Below are 17019 nucleotides of genomic sequence, written 5' to 3' on the forward strand. Positions count from 1 at the left end.
ATAACCGATAATTAGTAAAGTAGAGTGTGCTAAATAAATTAGCACACTCCATTAATTATTTGACTAATTTACAAGTACGGCCTTTATCATCAGTAATGCGATTGTTAACAACATCATCTTCAGAAATTGTGGCTAAATTAAACTCATTCTTCCCATGAGACCACAACTGCATGTTTTCGCCAACATAACGAGCGCCATTTGCTGCTGGAGCGCTTTTTAACACGATAAGTTCATCGCTATAAAGCATCACAGCGGTATTTTCATCAGGGAATGAAACTCTAATTTTCTGATCTTCACACTTATAAGTGTCCGTTTTTGCCGCAAAAGCAGATGACGCTGTTAATGCAGAAACAAGTGCTATAGCCGAAACTGAAATAACTTTACGCATTTTTTCTCCTTAAATCGCTTTGAGAGGTTCTTACCTCTCGGCGATATCATGACAAATCTCATTTTTTGATACATAAGATTCATCCGTAATTATTCTTTTTTCGTCATTTCATTTTATTTTTTTAATTTATCTAAGAGTTTCTACTTGTTATTTTAATAGCTTAAATAATCTATTGCCCTAAAAAAATAGTTGTTATAGAAGTATTCTTAGTTATAAAAAATATAATGGAGAAACGGATATGAAAACAATTGGTTTAATCGGGGGAATGAGTTGGGAATCAACTTTGCTTTACTACCGGCAGATTAATGAAGGCATCAAGCAACAGCTTGGCGGTCTTCATTCAGCAAAAATCGCTTTATATAGTGTCGATTTCGCTGAAATAGAACATATGCAATCGGCAGGGCAATGGGAGCTTGCGGGTCAATACCTTGCGCAGGCAGGAAAAAACGTAGAGCAAGCAGGTGCTGACTTTGTTGTACTTTGTACTAATACAATGCACAAAGTTGCCGAGCAAATTGAGAATAACATTAATATTCCTTTACTGCATATTGCTGATGCGACTGGCGAACGCATTATCAATTCAGGCATTAGAAAAATCGGTTTATTAGGTACGGCTTTTACGATGGAGCAACCTTTTTATAAAGATCGTCTTCATGAAAAATACAATTTATCTGTGCTCACACCTAACGACCAAGATAGAAAAATTGTTCATGACATCATTTATCAAGAGCTGTGCCTAGGAAAAATCACTAACGGATCTAAAAAGCAATATCAACGAATTATGGCATCACTGGTTGAAAATGGCGCGGAAGGGATCATTTTGGGTTGCACAGAGATCACGCTATTGGTAGATCAAAATGATACATCGGTACCTATTTTTGATACAACGGCTTTACATGCTCAAAAAGCTGTTGATTTTGCTTTAAGCGAATAATAAATATTTATTTCCTTGAAAATAGCACCTTACTATTATTAGCTCAAAATAGAGTAAGGTGATTTTATGATGTTAAATACTTTATTGATAATAGACCTTCTATTTTTGAAACAGATAAAGTGGGATAGATTTATCGTTTTTACTTTTAATTGTATTTACCTCATTTTTCGTCATTTCTTACCATGCACTAAGTGAATTTACTTAACTTTTCTTATGTTAAGAAAAATTATTTATCCAGTGATATTAGTTTTAATATCTATAACTGTACAAATCTGACATTTTTTAGATTCATTTATCGCCAAATTCACTATTAGATAAATATAAAATTTCCATATGATTATTTTGACTTTATGAAATACACTTTTTTAGCAGAATAATACTATTGAATTAATCATATTATTTCTGATAATAGCCTTACATTTTACGCTATGGATAATTGACTCATGAAGCAACCAAACTTTAGAGGAATCGCTTTAGGCAACTATATTAGAAAACTACGTACATCCCGAGGTATCTCTACAGAAGCCATGGCTGCTGCATTAAAAATATCAGAACGAAACTATATTCAATATGAAGAAGGAAGCGTCTCTATTTATGTGGAACACCTAATGATTGTTTCTAGTATACTGGATGTGGATATTAAACATTTGCTTGAAGTTTTTGAAAAACCAGGAAAACCAACTTGGATATAGATATTGACTGTCCTTCCTTCCCCCCTGAATATACAGCAGGGCTAAACGCCCTACTGTTTCCAATGTTATTTAATTTTTTGTTATTCTTAGTATTATTCTAATGATCATTTTATGATAAAGACTAGCTAGTAAATTTAATAATTAATAGTTTTAGATGAATAATAAAATTTAACAATATGAGTTAAATAAGTTAACAAGCATGCGCTTTACAAAAAAAACAGTAATAATCGCTCAATATTAATGTGTTATTGCTACTTTTATTAGCAACTATACCATCGTATTTTTTAATATCTAATTGATAAAGCAATGCATTATCAAAATATCAACGAGATATACTGTGAATTTCTAGCTGTTTTTTAATGCGTTAATAATTTTTCACTGCCCTAAAATTTATTCTAATCCAATCGCAACATCAAAGCTAAACCACTTTATGATGGCAGCCAATATTTTTGATTTCTTACCGACACACGATGTCAAAAACCCTATGCTTGACTGATTAAACGCCATAGCAGCATCAGCCAATGAAAAATCTACTTTTTATTCACTAATCACCATTGAATACACTTTTGATGACATTTAATCTTTATTTATTTAATATATAACTTAAGTTAATTTTTTATCTGGGGTATTGGGTGAGTAAATTACATAAATACTGCACAAGTCGGTATTCATTAGCCATTGTATTTTTCCTGATTTGGATGTTGATCCTTCCTAGTATGACGTTTGCCTCGATACTTGTGTTTAAATATCGAGTGCTAGATGTAAATCATGCCTATTCACTTATGTTAGTCGTTTTATTTGTCAGGATTTTTTTATCCATTATTGTGATTCTATTTTTATCTTGCATGACATGGATAAAACCATCGATATGGCGGGTTATCGCTTTATCTGTTGTGTTAATGCAATTTGTTTTATGGCTAGATTCATACATACCTTGGCTAACTAATCTCCGGCACTAATGCCGCCATTATCGCATGCCAACCGATATAATTTATTGATATATAAGTACCTCTATCACTATGGAAACCACGCTTTTTAGAGGTTGTAATGCGCGTTGCTACGATACCTAAAGATTCTAGGATTTAACAGATTTGAGTTTGATCTTTTGACTATAACTTATGATTTTTCATTATGTTATGAACACCACAATAATTGAATTATCTTCCATTACTAAAGCTCCTCATTTATTAAAATGGATCAATTTTGACTTACCTGTATCGAAAGACCTCGTCCATCTGCTATTATGGCTGGCTTAGCAATTTCCTTACCGAGGATTGCCTTAAGTTTTTTGTTAGTGAGTTTATTGCCCGCATCCATAAAGCGCCTTATTTCTTATACAAAAGATACAGCAAGATGATAGGCCATGAGGACAATTAAAAACAAAAAACTTAAAAATCATTGAATTAAACAATAATCAGCAACGATACAGAACAGTAGAAAATGAACGCACAGAAAGAACAATATAACTTTAACAAGCTACAAAAAAAATTGCGCCGCGATGTAGGGCAAGCCATTGCCGACTTCAACATGATTGAAGATGGCGATCGGATTATGGTCTGCCTATCTGGTGGTAAAGACAGTTATACCCTACTTTCTATTTTGCAAAGCTTGCAAAAAAGTGCACCGATCTCTTTCTCGTTGGTTGCTGTCAACTTAGATCAAAAACAACCCGGTTTCCCCGAGCATATTCTCCCCGAATACCTTGAAAACCTCGGAGTCGAGTACAAGATTGTTGAAGAGAATACCTATGGGATTGTAAAAGAGAAAATCCCAGAAGGGAAAACAACATGCTCACTATGCTCCCGTTTACGTAGAGGCATTTTATATCGTACCGCAACAGAATTAGGCGCAACTAAAATCGCACTAGGCCACCATCGCGACGATATCTTACAAACTCTTTTTCTAAATATGTTTTACGGTGGAAAACTAAAAGGTATGCCACCTAAATTAATGAGCGATGACGGTAAACATATTGTGATCCGCCCTTTAGCTTATTGCCGAGAAAAAGATATTGAGCGTTACGCCCAAGCAAAAGAATTTCCAATTATTCCGTGTAATCTTTGTGGCTCACAACCTAATTTACAGCGTCAAGTAATTAAAGATCTGCTACGTGATTGGGATAAACGCTACCCAGGTCGTATTGAAACGATGTTCAGAGCCACTCAAAATGTCGTTCCCTCTCACTTATGTGATACTGAGTTGTTTGATTTTAAAAATGTCGCTCATGGCGATACCGTCATCAATGGTGGCGATTTAGCATTTGATCGAGAAGAAATCCCCACACAACACCAAGTTGATGATGACGATAGGCCTGAATTTACTGCGGAACGCCTGAATGTTATTGAGGTGAAATAACGCCATTGCCACCATCACTTTGTATGAAGGTGGCAAGATACTTATTTGTATCATGTTGCGCACCTGAATGTCGCTCCCCCAACAAATATCCGTTTTGCATTCTCTACAATGTGAATGGATTGAAGGTAAATTTAGAATAAAAAAAAGCCGATGCAATATACATCGGCATTACAGTGGTCAATTATTCTGTACAAGAACTCAATATGAGAAAAACTACAATTATGGAGCACAACGTTCATCGCTCAACGTTGCATTCACCTGCGGAATTAATAGTGCACCAAATCAACGTACCTTTTATTGATTTATCTCAAACAAGGGTGGGTTAACACAGATAACTTTCTTTTTAAAGCCAACGGCTTTTTCTCAACCACCAAAAAACAGTACCAATTAATACCGCCAATAAGAGACAAAATACGCTGAATGCAAACCTAAATTCACTGCCAGGAATACCTGCTAAATTGACCCCAAATAACCCTGTTAAAAAAGTTGTTGGTAAAAAAATCATCGCAAGTAGTGACATCGTATAAATACGACGGTTCATCATTTCGGTCATCATATTGGTGATTTCATCAGACATAATTGCTGTACGCGAAACAAAACCATCCAAATCCTCAATACAACGCCCTAAACGATCGGAAATTTCCTGCAACCGCCGCCTATCGGTATCATCAATCCATAATAGCTTTTCTGTCGCCAAACGCGCCAACATATCCCGCTGTGGTGCCATATAGCGACGTATCACAATAATTTGTTTGCGTAATAACGCAAGTTCACCGCGCTCAGGGATTTCACCATTCAAAATGGTATCTTCCATCCCAATTAAACGTTCATGTAAAGTATCGGTAAAGTCGCTGATTTCATCAGTAATCGCATCCGCAACTTCCACCAGCCAATCTCCGGTACTTTGCGCGCCAACCCCTTCTTGTAAGTCAATAATAACTGAATCGAGCGAATTTACTTTTCTATGGCGACTTGAAATAATCAATCGACTGTTAATAAAGACACGGAAAGCGACTAGCTGTTCAGGGCGCTGGCCTGCATTAGTGTTCAACGTTTGCAATGTTAATAAAATGCCATCGCCAACTCTCAAAATTCGCCAACGACCTGCATGGCCACAAAGCGCGGCTTTAACTTGTTCGCTAAACAGCTCTGAGTTTTGGATCCATTGCTCACTTTCTCGATTTTTATAATCATAATGTAGCCAAAAAGGAGATTGTTGAGTGGCACTCGCGTTAACATCAAGGGGAATAAATCCACCCTCTCCATTTAATTGGAATGCATGTACAGGGTTTGAACTCTGAAATAATGAGCCATAAATCAACGCCATGCCGTTATCTCCTTCCTTTTAAGCCAGTTATCGTTATAGCATAGAGGGAATATGCCGGAAATATCAAGGTGAAAAATAGCGTTGGCCCAATTCACGGTTTTATCGTATCGATAATATAAGAAATATCTTAGATTAGATTGAATATATAGGTAACATAAAATATAGGTTGAATAACGCCTATTTTTGCTTATTAGCTTATCTCAAATAAGCCCTACCAAAGCTTGAAATATCAGTATGGTACTGTTAAATCTCATTTAGAATATTTATTATTCTCCATATTTTCACCATGCCTGCTTATTATCTATTCATCATGGTAGTCATAACAAAATTCGCAAGCCCCCACTATCCAGCCTAACGCCTATATTAATATGACACATCAAAGCGAGTATATTCTCTTCGCTTATTCGACGTAATATATAAAATTTTGTTTAATTAACAGACAGCTATCAGATAATACGTAAGAATAATGCGTTAAAATGAAAGTATAGTCAGTAGAAGCGAACGATTTGTTTTGCAACCGCCATTTTTGCTAAATACCAACATTACTTTGCCACAAAAGAACAATAAATTAACATCGGACTACATTAGTATTCACTTTGTAGTGTTTATTCCTTTTTTGGTCCTCCTTCTGTCTCTCCAGCGGAAGGAGCTTTTTCTTTTTTACACCAAAAAAACAGCCCATATAAAAATATATAGGCTGCGTATGGCGTTAGTGTTCAATAATATAAAAACTATGGCTGTATGCCACATCTTCAGGGTTTTCTATTGGATACCCTTTTAACCATGGCTTAATCAAACGCCCATTCGTATACTGATATATTGGGGCAATCGGTGCTTCTTGAGCGATTATTTCTTCCGCTTGATTATAATAACGGTTACGCAACTCTTCGTTTGTCTCAATACTCGCCGAAGCCATCACCTCATCATATCTTTTGCTATTAAATTTGGGGATATTGCCACTGTGTTGAGCGGTTAATAACGATAAGAAGGTAGAGGGTTCATTAAAATCCCCTATCCAAGATGCCCTAATGACGTCAAAGTTCCCCGTATTGCGGCTATCAATATAGGTTTTCCATTCTTGGTTGACTAGCTTAACTTCAGCCCCCAATTTTTTCTTCCACATTGAAGCCACAGCAATGGCAATTTTTTGGTGATTTTCCGAACTATTATACAGAAGAACCAATCTTAACGGGTTATTAGGCCCATAGCCTGCTGAATGCAATAGCGCTTTTGCCTTTTCATCTAACTCTTTTTGGGAAGCATTATCATACATCCCTTTTTGCGGTTTGAATCCGGCTGTCACGTCTGGCGTAAAACGATTTGCTGGCTTTTCCCCTGTACCTAATACTTTTTTAGCAATCAAATTACGATCAATCGTCATTGATAAGGCTTTACGCACACGAGCATCGTTAGTTGGCGCTCTTTGTGTATTAAATGCATAGTAATAAGTGCCTAATTGGTCAGGTGTGAAAACCTCATTAGGAATATCTGCCAGTAATTTTTGATAACGTTGTTTAGGGAAAGATTCTGTAATATCCAAATCCCCCGCTAAATAGCGATTTGTTGCATTTGACTCTTGGTTGATAGGAACAAAAGTCACTTTTGTGATCACAGTATTTGCATGATCCCAGTAGAATGGATTTGGTGTTAACACAATTTTTTCATTAACCATTCTATCCGATAATATAAATGCACCATTACCCACTAAATTACCAACTTTAATCCAATCCGCCCCATATTTTTCGACCGTCTTAGCATGAACAGGGAATAAGCTAAAGTTAGCCGTTAAGGATGGGAAATAAGGAATTGGCTTATCAAGCGTAATTTTAAGGGTTCGTTTGTCAATGGCTTCTACCCCCAGTTGGTCGGCAGGTAATTTCCCATCAATAATTTGTTGTGCATTATTAATACCAGCAAGGGCACCAAACCACGCAAACGGTGAGGTATTTTCAGGCATAACTAACCGACGCCAGCTATATACAAAATCGTCGGCTGTCACAGGGTCACCATTTGACCAACGCGCATCAGGACGTAGCTTAAACATCCACGTTTTATTATCCGTCGTGCTCCAACTTTGCGCAACGCCGGGGATAGGTTTCCCATGACTATCTTGATTAACCAACCCTTCGAATAAATCACGCATAACCTGAGCTTCAGTCAGCCCAACAGACTTTATTGGATCTAAGGATGCCGGTTCATCTTTTAGATGACGGGTCACCTCTTGCTTTTCTGCCAGTACTGTACCAGCAGGAATAACAGCCGAAACAGCAGGAGCAGCGGTAAACATCGCTGTAAAAATAATAGCTAAAGATGAAAGTGAGCGTTTATGCATTTTGGGATTCTGTCGTATTAGCAAATAAGGTTAACTGACAACTTCGTGCTACGAGACCGAAAAATCAGCTAAGCAAATATAAAAGATATTCTACATATTATGACTAATAAAATATCTTAGCTAGAGGTTGATGGCTTCACAAAACGACCAAGAACCCTTTAGGCATCATATTCTTTCATTGTTTAAAAATCTATATACTCTGCTCTAATCTGTTTCCGATGACAGACTCTTTTCTCACCACTTTAACCCTTTCTAGGTATTGTGCTTTCCCCATGGAAAATCACTTGATTTAAAATAATGAGATAAGCACTTAATTAGCAATCAAAGCAAATTGGTTGTGTTATGTTGCTATTGAATTCATCTAGTGCTAGCTTGGTCGCTAGCAAGCTCATCAATAATAATATTCGTAGTTTCACAAACTTGCTCATATATGGGAGAAAATAATATGTCACAGTCCGTCAAGTTAAAAGGTAATGAAGTCTCCGTTGATGGTGTATTTTTACAACCTGGCCATCAAGCAAAAGCATTTACCTTAGTGACTAAAGACCTTTCTGAAGCAACATTGGAAAGTTACAAAGGTAAACGTAAAGTTCTGAACATTTTCCCAAGTGTTGATACTGGCGTTTGCGCTGCATCTGTACGCAAATTTAACCAACTCGCCAATGACCTCAACAATACTGTTGTCCTGTGTATTTCTGCTGACTTGCCTTTTGCACAAGCACGTTTTTGTGGCGCAGAAGGTTTAGACAACGTTGTCACTCTTTCTACTTTCCGTCACCCTGAGTTTGCCAAAAACTATGGCGTTGCGATGACGAGTGGCCCACTAAAAGGGTTAACAGCACGTTCTGTTGTCGTATTAGACGAGAATGATAAAGTGATTTATAGCCAGTTAGTTCCAGAGATCACTGAAGAACCTGATTATGACAAAGCACTTGCTGCATTGAAGTAATCCTCAATAGCAGCCAGCCTAAAAACTGGCTGCTTATTCCCATCAACTATTCCACATAGAGCCAATTCAGTGGCTTGCCCTGTTTAGCATTCACTAAACTCGCAAACAGTTTATTTTCGCTCATCATATTGACTAACGAGTGAGAACAACAACTGAGGATTTTCATTGCCTGCTCTTTATTTGCGGGGCATGAGGATGTGAGGATATCAATAATAAGATCACGGGGTTTATTGCCATTTTTAACAAGGGCTTCCCATGTGAAACGATGGCGTTTTTCTAAATAGCGGGCTGCCGCTCTATTCATCAAATATAACTCAGCAGCCGAGGCCGCTGACTCAAACATATCATTTTTATAATGACGTTGATTGAGATACTCACGTAGTTTTGTATTCACAATAAAGTTAAGAGCGAATTGATCCATAGCAACTCCTTGCAGGCACACGGGCGGCCTTGCGATATCGGTTATCATCAATCAAAATACAGCTTTAACGTTTTTCAAATGAATATCCAGTTATTCTCAGTATAGTTTGCTTTTTGTGCTAAAAGATACCCGCAGTGATGAAATCATCGCCAACGATCACATTTCTCATCAAAAAAAGTTATTCTTGCTCTTTTTTCTGGCTCAATCCATATTCGCGTAACTTATTCGCAATCGCGGTATGGGAAACGTCAAGGCGTTTTGCCAACTTCCGTGTACTTGGATAATCACGATATAAACGTGCGAGTACCGATGCCTCATAACGTTTTGTTATTTCATCTAACGAACCATTTAAAGAGTCAACAGCCACCGTTGGTAAATTATCTATTTCTGGCAAATCAATATCATGTGAATTGAGGACATCCCCTTCTAATTGAGTTAAGCCTTGATAAATGGCATTTCGTAACTGCCTTACATTACCAGGCCAATAATAGCGGCTTAGATAATCAACTAAGGAAGGTGCTAATCGAGGTTTAGGGATATTTAGCTCTTTAGAAAAATTCGCGACAAAAACTTCGGTTAGCGGCAGGATATCTTCTTGTCTTTCACGTAAAGGAGGAATAGTTAAGCTCAAAACATTTAAGCGATAATATAAATCTTCCCTAAATTTTTTCTGTGCAACGAGCTCTGGCAGGTTCTTTTGTGTGGCACAAATGACCCGCACATCCACTTTCACTTCTCGCTCTTCACCGACGCGCCTAAATGTTCCATCATTCAGAAAACGCAATAGTTTTATCTGCATTTGCGGTGACATTTCCGCAATTTCATCCAATAATACCGTGCCACCGTTTGCCTGTTCAAAGAACCCTTTTTTCCCATCTAAGGCATTCGGATATGCCCCTGCTGCATAACCAAACAATTCACTTTCGACCACATCATCAGGCATTGAAGCACAATTCAGCCCTAAAAATGGCGCACTACCGCGTGCACTATGCAAATGACACGCTTTGGCTAGCATATCTTTACCTGTTCCCGTTTCCCCAACTAACAATAAAGGCTCATCTAACATTGCGATACGTTTAGCACGTTCGACAACATGTGACATGGCGGGGCTACTGGCAACGATAAGGTCAAAACCATCCACATCTGCACCCACAATTTGCTTGCGCTGTTTTTCTAATATCGCTATTGATTTTAGTAATAAAACAGCACCAGTACAGTGTGACTTGCCATTTTCATCCGCTAAGATGATTGGCGTGACTTGCATTAAATAGTCATTTCCTTTTACGGTTACTCTTTCCGTATAAGCTTCAGGCTCTTCTCGCTCAAACCAACGTTGTAAACCATGGTTACTAACCAGTTGCGAGAAAGTCTTTTGTTTTATCTTGGTTTCATCCACGCCAAAAATTTGTAATGACATTGGGTTAACCAATTCAATGTTTAGTTTATTATCGATGGATAAAACTGGTTCAGGGAATGAGTTTAATAGCGCCCACACCGCCTTATGCTCCCGCTCAGACGGCATGAAAAAGATACGACGTACATCAATTACGCCATTAATACGACGAATTTCTGCCATTAACGTGCTGAACACCTGAAAATCAACAGGCGTAAAATTGAGGTATATCCGTCTCTGCGCCGATATTTCAATGCCTTTAAGATCAATATTCTGTAGGACCAATAAATCAAGCAATTCACGAGTTAGACCGATACGGTCTTGGCAAGTCACTTCGAGGCGCATGGATAAAAACCTTTAGCAGAAACAATATAGATCTAATATTTTAGCTTGATTTACGGTAAGAATACAGCACATGTGTCACATATTGTTGACACTAATAATTTACAACGTGGGAAAATGGCAAAAATTGCTATTACGACAACAAGTAATAATCAGGGATGGTAGTAAAGATAACCACTTTCTGTTTTTAGGCTGGCAAGTGTACTTTACTGTCAATCACACCTGCCAGCGATGAGACTTTTATTTAGCGTCTTTTTTGCTCGGAACCGCATTTTTTATTTGGCTCAGCAGTTGCCCTCGGAAATCAGCTAAACGCGGTTTATCATCAATCCACGGCAATGGGCGACACAACTCCATCGCTTTAATCCCTAATCTGGCGGTTAATAGCCCTGCACCAATGCCTTGTGCGGCACGAGTAGATAAACGAGCCGTAATATCTTGCGATAACCAGTCCATACCCACTTCACGGATCAGCTCTGACGCTCCGGCAAAAGCAATGTTAATTAATACCATTCGAAAGAGTCGAATGCGGCTGTAATACCCTAATTCAATGCCATAAATTGCAGCAATTCTATTAATTAAGCGAATATTTCTCCATGCAATAAATGCCATATCAACAATGGCAAGTGGGCTAACCGCAATCATCAGAGCAGACTCGGCCGACGAGCGGCTGATCTCTTTACGTGCTTGTTCATCAAGAATCGGCTGAACTAATTTGCTATACAACTCAACCACTTCACGGTCATTGTGTGTTTCCTGTATCGTAGCCTGCCAACGTTGCACTGCGGGATGCTGCTCCGAAAGTGCCGACTGTTTTGCCAGTTTTTCACAAAAGACTTTCCCTTGCCCCATGCCATGGCTGTGTAGCAATTCCCTTGCAATATCACGCTCTTGAGCCCGCTCTTTTAAGCGATATAGACGCCGCCATTCTGTGGCAATTGATCCGACACCTGCAACGACAATTAGTCCTCCTGCGGCTGCTGTACCCAATGCAGTCCAATCTTGCGTGACCCATGACGTGTGGATCCAGATACCTAACTGAGCCATCACACTCACAGCAAAAATCCCAACTGCCGTTCCGACTAGCCTACGCCAGAAACTCCTTTTAGGCTTAAGCGCTTCGTTAATTAAACTTTCAACCTCACCTTCTTGCTCATCTTGCTCGGCCTCAATTTCTACGGGCGTAAATTTATGTTGCTCTTGCGGATCAAAGTGGCGTGCTTTTCTGAGTTTTTCAGCCTCTGCTGCTATATCTTCTTCGGAAAAATCAACTCGTTGTTTGATTGGTTCATTCATTTCAATTTATCTCCCAACAAGAACTCCAGTGCACTGTCCATCCGAATATGAGGTAACGGCTGATCTAACGGTGTTTGCCGAGGACGGAAGTTTTCAAACTCAAACCGCTGCTTTTGCCAAAAGACTTCACTCGGAAGCCTTTTTGGAACCTCCCCTGGATAGAATGTCATCAATTGACCATCGCTCAAACGTTCCCCTTTTAATGCTGGCAGCTTTTCACCTTGATAATCAACAATACCACTCTCTGTGGCTTGGATAGACGCAAGACCAATACAATCAATGCTAATTCCTTCGAATGCTGCGTTTTGCCAAGCCTCTTGGACCAACTGCTGTAATAACGACACTAGGTTGGCATGTTGATCTGGCGTGACATGGTCAGACTTACTTGCAGCAAATAGCAACTTATCTATGCAGGGGGAAAACATACGTCTTAGTAGCGTTCGTTTACCATAATGGAAGCTACGCATTAGCTGTGTCAGAGCCATGCGCATATCGTTAAATGCGTCCGGACCACTGTTTAAAGGTTGTAAACAGTCCACCAGAACAATTTGCCGATCAAACCGTTGAAAATGGTCTTTATAAAAGCCTTTTACAACATTCTCACAGTAATATTGATAGCGACGCTGTAGCATACCAATGTTGGTATGCTTATCGGCTTGCGCCAGTTTTTTCTCACCATATTTTTCGATATTCGGCCATGGAAAAAACTGTAATGCTGGCGCTCCAGCAAGCTCCCCTGGAAGTACAAAACGTCCGGGTTGAATAAAATGTTGGCCTTGCGCTTTACACTCTTCTAAATACGTGGTGTAGGCCGTGGAAATTGCCGCGAGTAAATTTTCATCGGCGGGTGCGAGTGGGTCACATGACTCACATAATGTTAACCATGCTTGCGCAAGCTTACCTCGCTCCCCTTTTTGTAAGGTCTTCATTTGAGAAGACCATTCTAAGTAGCTTTGATCAAGCATAGGAAGGTCGAGTAACCATTCCCCTGGATAATCGATAATTTCCAGATATAAAGAAGAGTTATCAACAAAATGACGAAAAAATGAGTCTTCTGAGCGATAATGTAATTTCAAGCGTATTTCACTGACACCGCGTGTCGGCGTTGGCCATTGAGGGGGATGACCATATAATTGTGCGATCCCTTCATCATACGTAAAGCGCTGGATCGAAAAGTCACGCTGCGGTATCCGTTTTACACCCAGTAAACGGTTATCTCGTGCGGCTGAAAATAGCGGTAAACGCGCACCACTATTTACATTTAATAGCTGATTTACAAGAGAAGTAATAAATGCTGTCTTTCCACTACGACTCAGCCCAGTTACGGCGAGCCTAACATGGCGATCGACACTACGATTCACCAAATCCGTCAATTCATTTTGCAGCCGTTTCATATTTCTCCCACTCGCTCAAATATTATTGATGCCTAATTTAGCATAAATTCAGCATCACTAATTTGTTGAGTGCAATTTGTTTTTATACGGTTCAGTCAATAACCACTGTATTTTATACGATTATTTTACTATCCGTTTTGTTAAATAACCGATGACCCACTTACTGCCTACTATTTTGAGTATTTTGCCAAGAATACCTCCTGGCCCATAAGTTATGGCAAGTGTTGCAACTATCTTCAACCCTTTACTGAGTGCTTGTTTTTTGGCTTGTTGTTTGAGTTTACGTTTAATATTCGTTTGCATAGTGCCACCGCATGAATTTAAGCGTTGGATAGACATTTTAGGGAATAAAACAAAAGTCTTATTCCCCGAAATGTGAGGGCGCACATTAATTATAAATGACGAAACTTACTATTAACGGTATAGGTATCTGAGGTGACATAGCGCTCTATTTGGCGTAAGCGTAGTTCACCTGATTTTAACTGTGCATCAATCTCATTAAATAGTTTTGAAACTTCAACACTAACATCTTGACCTTGATAACCACTTGGAGCTTTAGGTAGCACAAAACACATGACGATATATAAGACCAGTGTTAATCCAAAGCTCATAAAGAGTGCCAATATGGCAATCACCCTGACTAAGGCAACCGGTAAATCAAAAAATTGTGCGATACCGGCACACACTCCGCCAAAAACACGACGGTCAGTTAATCGATATAATTGGCGATTGCGAAAATCGGTCATTATTTTTGCCTCCAATTAGGATGTTCCGCATCCAGAATATCTTCCAACGTTTTAATGCGCTGTTGCATACGTTGTGTCTGCTCTGCAAGCTGAGTTAAACGTTGGATTTCATTTTCTGTTAGCTGGCTCCCCTGCCTGTTATTCTGTTTGTTGTAGTGTAACCACAACCAAAACGGCAGAATAAAAATGAGAAAAACAATCAGTACGAGAGACAGAAAAACATAGCCCATCACATTTCCTTATATCAAATGGTGGTATCCGCCTTCCCTAGCGCAGCCATTCGCTACGCTAAGGTTTAGGGATTACAAAATTACTGTTCTTTATTAGTGTTGATTTTAGCCTTTAATGCCGCTAATTGTTCACTAATTTCATCATCTGCTTTCAATTCAGCAAATTGTTGTTCCAATGATTTTTGTTTACCAATACCGTAGCTCTGAGCTTCACCTTCCATATGGTCAATACGGCGTTCGAACTGCTCAAAACGTGCCATTGCTTCGTCTAACTTACCACTATCGAGTTGACGACGAACATTACGGCTAGATTGTGCCGCTTCTAAACGCACCATCATGGATTGCTGTTTAGCGCGCGTTTCTTGCAATTTATTTTCAAGCTCAGTGATTTCACCTTTCAAGCGCGTTAGCGTCTCTTCAACAATAATAAGCTCATGTTTTAAGGTATCAACCATTGAGTTGACTTTTTGCTTTTCAATCAATGCGGCACGCGCAAGATCTTCTTTATCTTTCACAAGAGCCAATTCCGCTTTTTCTTGCCAATCAGCGACTTGCTTTTCGCCCATTTCGATACGACGCTCTAAACCTTTTTTCTCTGCTAAAGTACGAGCCGATGTCGAACGGATTTCAACTAGCATGTCTTCCATTTCCTGAATCATCAGGCGGATCATTTTTTGCGGATCCTCTGCTTTGTCCAGCAAAGATGCGATATTTGCATTAATGATATCGGCAAAACGTGAAAAAATACCCATTATTTATTTCCTCTTGATGGATTTTATCATTCAGTAGAGCCTCAACCCGATTTTGGCTTCCAACCAATACGTGATGCTCCGTTTAACTGTTTTCATCCGCCACATAACGTTGTGACAAGGACATTCCTTCTATTACGATTAATTTATTGCAATCAGCGTGCCAACTTTCATAAAAATACATAACAATTTGAATTATAAACAATAAATTATTTTTGTATTCATTAGCGTCAATCTAGACTATATTTTAAATAGGCCAACAAAACCAACTATTGGTAAAAATAACCATGAAAAACACTAATGATACAATTATTGGTAACTCATCTAACTTTTTAGATGTACTTGAACGGACGTCTGAACTGGCTCAACTAAATAAACCCATATTAGTCATTGGTGAGCGCGGTACAGGTAAAGAGCTAATTGCCGATCGCCTACACTACCTTTCTCCTCGTTGGCAAGAACCCTTTATCTCCCTAAATTGCAGTGGACTCAATGAGAATTTGCTAGATTCTGAATTATTTGGCCACGAAGCAGGCTCATTTACGGGCGCTCAAAAACGCCATCAAGGTCGTTTCGAACGGGCAGATAAAGGCACGCTGTTCCTCGATGAACTTGCTACTGCGCCTATGTCCGTACAAGAAAAGCTTCTTCGTGTTATTGAATATGGCGAACTTGAACGTGTTGGTGGCAGTCAATCTCTGAAAGTCAACGTGCGTTTAGTGTGTGCGACAAATGCAAATTTACCTGAATTGGCAAAAGAGGGCCGCTTTCGGGCAGATCTACTTGATAGGTTAGCCTTTGAAGTGATCCGTATTCCACCTTTACGTGAGCGTGTGTCCGATATCATGCTCTTAGCCGAACATTTTGCCATCGCAATGTGTGGTGAACTCAAACGCCCATATTTCAGCGGCTTTAGTCCAAAAGCACAGCAAGCGTTAGAGCAATATCCGTGGCCGGGTAATATTCGTGAATTAAAAAATGTGGTTGAGCGTTCCGTTTATCGGCATAAAGATAATGATGCGCCTGTTGAAACAATTATTTTTGACCCTTTTGGTGAGAAACTCGCCGCCCTCTCAAACCCTGAAAAGATACCAGAGCAAAAAATATCATTACCCTCTTTGCCATGTGATTTACGCCTTTGGCAGCAGCAAAGTGAAAAACAATTACTTGAGCAAGCTTTACAACAGAGCCAATTTAATCAGCGTAAAGCCGCTCAGCGGTTATCTCTAAGTTATGATCAGCTACGTGGGTTAATTAAAAAACATCAAATTAATCTTGATAATTTATCAACTAATAATTAAATCGATATGATACTAAAATAAATTAAAAGCTCTGTTATTTATCTCTTATGGTGTTAAATATCCGTTTCAGTCAACGTCAAAACAAAGCTGACTGAACATGGCATGATTGTCTTTAACAGTACTTAAATGCTATTTCTCGGCAATAGTAGCCACATTTGCAATTAATGAGT

The 17019-nt window shown here is 38.9% G+C and carries 16 protein-coding genes; 5 read left to right on the forward strand and 11 right to left on the reverse strand.

Annotation, left to right across the window (positions count from 1 at the left end; translation table 11 throughout):
• Positions 1–55: 55 nt before the first annotated feature.
• Positions 56–388: an MliC family protein gene (locus PR833_RS07095; protein WP_004919278.1), complete on the reverse strand. Its 333-nt coding sequence runs from the start codon at positions 386–388 to the stop codon at positions 56–58.
• Positions 389–626: 238 nt separating this feature from the next.
• Between PR833_RS07095 and PR833_RS07100 the strand changes: the two genes are divergently transcribed.
• The 3 genes from PR833_RS07100 (at position 627) to ttcA (ending at position 4369) form a co-directional block, all read left to right on the forward strand.
• The gene (locus PR833_RS07100) at positions 627–1322 is read left to right on the forward strand and encodes an aspartate/glutamate racemase family protein (RefSeq protein WP_014658241.1); all 696 of its coding nucleotides are present in this window, start codon (positions 627–629) and stop codon (positions 1320–1322) included.
• Positions 1323–1765: 443 nt separating this feature from the next.
• Positions 1766–2014 carry a helix-turn-helix domain-containing protein gene (locus PR833_RS07105; protein WP_004919272.1) on the forward strand — a complete coding sequence of 83 codons (249 nt, stop codon included), beginning with the start codon at positions 1766–1768 and terminating at the stop codon, positions 2012–2014.
• Positions 2015–3454: 1440 nt separating this feature from the next.
• Positions 3455–4369, forward strand: a complete 915-nt coding sequence (gene ttcA, locus PR833_RS07110; RefSeq protein ID WP_014658240.1) for a tRNA 2-thiocytidine(32) synthetase TtcA — start codon at positions 3455–3457, stop codon at positions 4367–4369.
• A gap of 343 nt (positions 4370–4712) precedes the next feature.
• On the opposite strand, the gene zntB is transcribed toward ttcA, so the two are convergent.
• On the reverse strand, positions 4713–5696 hold the full coding sequence (zntB, locus tag PR833_RS07115; RefSeq protein WP_004919264.1) for a zinc transporter ZntB: 984 nt from the start codon (positions 5694–5696) through the stop codon (positions 4713–4715).
• Between the two features lie 709 nt (positions 5697–6405).
• Positions 6406–8028: a peptide ABC transporter substrate-binding protein gene (locus tag PR833_RS07120; protein WP_004919261.1), complete on the reverse strand. Its 1623-nt coding sequence runs from the start codon at positions 8026–8028 to the stop codon at positions 6406–6408.
• 445 nt (positions 8029–8473) lie between these two features.
• Between PR833_RS07120 and tpx the strand changes: the two genes are divergently transcribed.
• Entirely contained in the window at positions 8474–8977 is a 504-nt protein-coding gene (tpx, locus tag PR833_RS07125) for a thiol peroxidase (RefSeq protein WP_272525991.1), read from the forward strand.
• A gap of 46 nt (positions 8978–9023) precedes the next feature.
• Here the strand turns inward: tpx and PR833_RS07130 are convergent, their stop codons facing one another.
• The 8 genes from PR833_RS07130 to pspA form a co-directional block, all read right to left on the reverse strand.
• Positions 9024–9398, reverse strand: a complete 375-nt coding sequence (locus PR833_RS07130; protein ID WP_014658238.1) for a hypothetical protein — start codon at positions 9396–9398, stop codon at positions 9024–9026.
• 178 nt (positions 9399–9576) lie between these two features.
• Positions 9577–11136, reverse strand: a complete 1560-nt coding sequence (gene tyrR, locus PR833_RS07135) for a transcriptional regulator TyrR (protein ID WP_004919254.1) — start codon at positions 11134–11136, stop codon at positions 9577–9579.
• Positions 11137–11373: 237 nt separating this feature from the next.
• On the reverse strand, positions 11374–12429 hold the full coding sequence (locus PR833_RS07140; RefSeq protein ID WP_004919253.1) for a YcjF family protein: 1056 nt from the start codon (positions 12427–12429) through the stop codon (positions 11374–11376).
• The gene (locus PR833_RS07145; RefSeq protein ID WP_272525992.1) at positions 12426–13823 is read right to left on the reverse strand and encodes a YcjX family protein; all 1398 of its coding nucleotides are present in this window, start codon (positions 13821–13823) and stop codon (positions 12426–12428) included. Before PR833_RS07145 ends, PR833_RS07140 begins: the two co-directional genes overlap by 4 nt.
• 120 nt (positions 13824–13943) lie before the next feature.
• Complete coding sequence (locus tag PR833_RS07150) at positions 13944–14126, reverse strand: hypothetical protein (RefSeq protein ID WP_004919249.1); 183 nt, start codon at positions 14124–14126, stop codon at positions 13944–13946.
• An 89-nt stretch (positions 14127–14215) separates the two neighbouring features.
• On the reverse strand, positions 14216–14569 hold the full coding sequence (gene pspC / locus PR833_RS07155) for an envelope stress response membrane protein PspC (RefSeq protein WP_014658236.1): 354 nt from the start codon (positions 14567–14569) through the stop codon (positions 14216–14218).
• Positions 14569–14799: an envelope stress response membrane protein PspB gene (gene pspB, locus PR833_RS07160; protein ID WP_004919244.1), complete on the reverse strand. Its 231-nt coding sequence runs from the start codon at positions 14797–14799 to the stop codon at positions 14569–14571. Before pspB ends, pspC begins: the two co-directional genes overlap by 1 nt.
• 80 nt (positions 14800–14879) lie before the next feature.
• A complete protein-coding gene (pspA, locus tag PR833_RS07165) occupies positions 14880–15551 on the reverse strand; it encodes a phage shock protein PspA (protein ID WP_004919242.1) in 672 nt (223 codons plus the stop codon).
• Positions 15552–15835: 284 nt separating this feature from the next.
• On the opposite strand from pspA, the gene pspF reads away from it, so the two are divergent.
• A complete protein-coding gene (gene pspF / locus PR833_RS07170; protein WP_004919240.1) occupies positions 15836–16849 on the forward strand; it encodes a phage shock protein operon transcriptional activator in 1014 nt (337 codons plus the stop codon).
• Positions 16850–17019: the final 170 nt, after the last annotated feature.

Origin of the sequence: Providencia sp. PROV189 (assembly GCF_028480065.1) — a bacterium.
Classification (GTDB): domain Bacteria; phylum Pseudomonadota; class Gammaproteobacteria; order Enterobacterales; family Enterobacteriaceae; genus Providencia; species Providencia stuartii.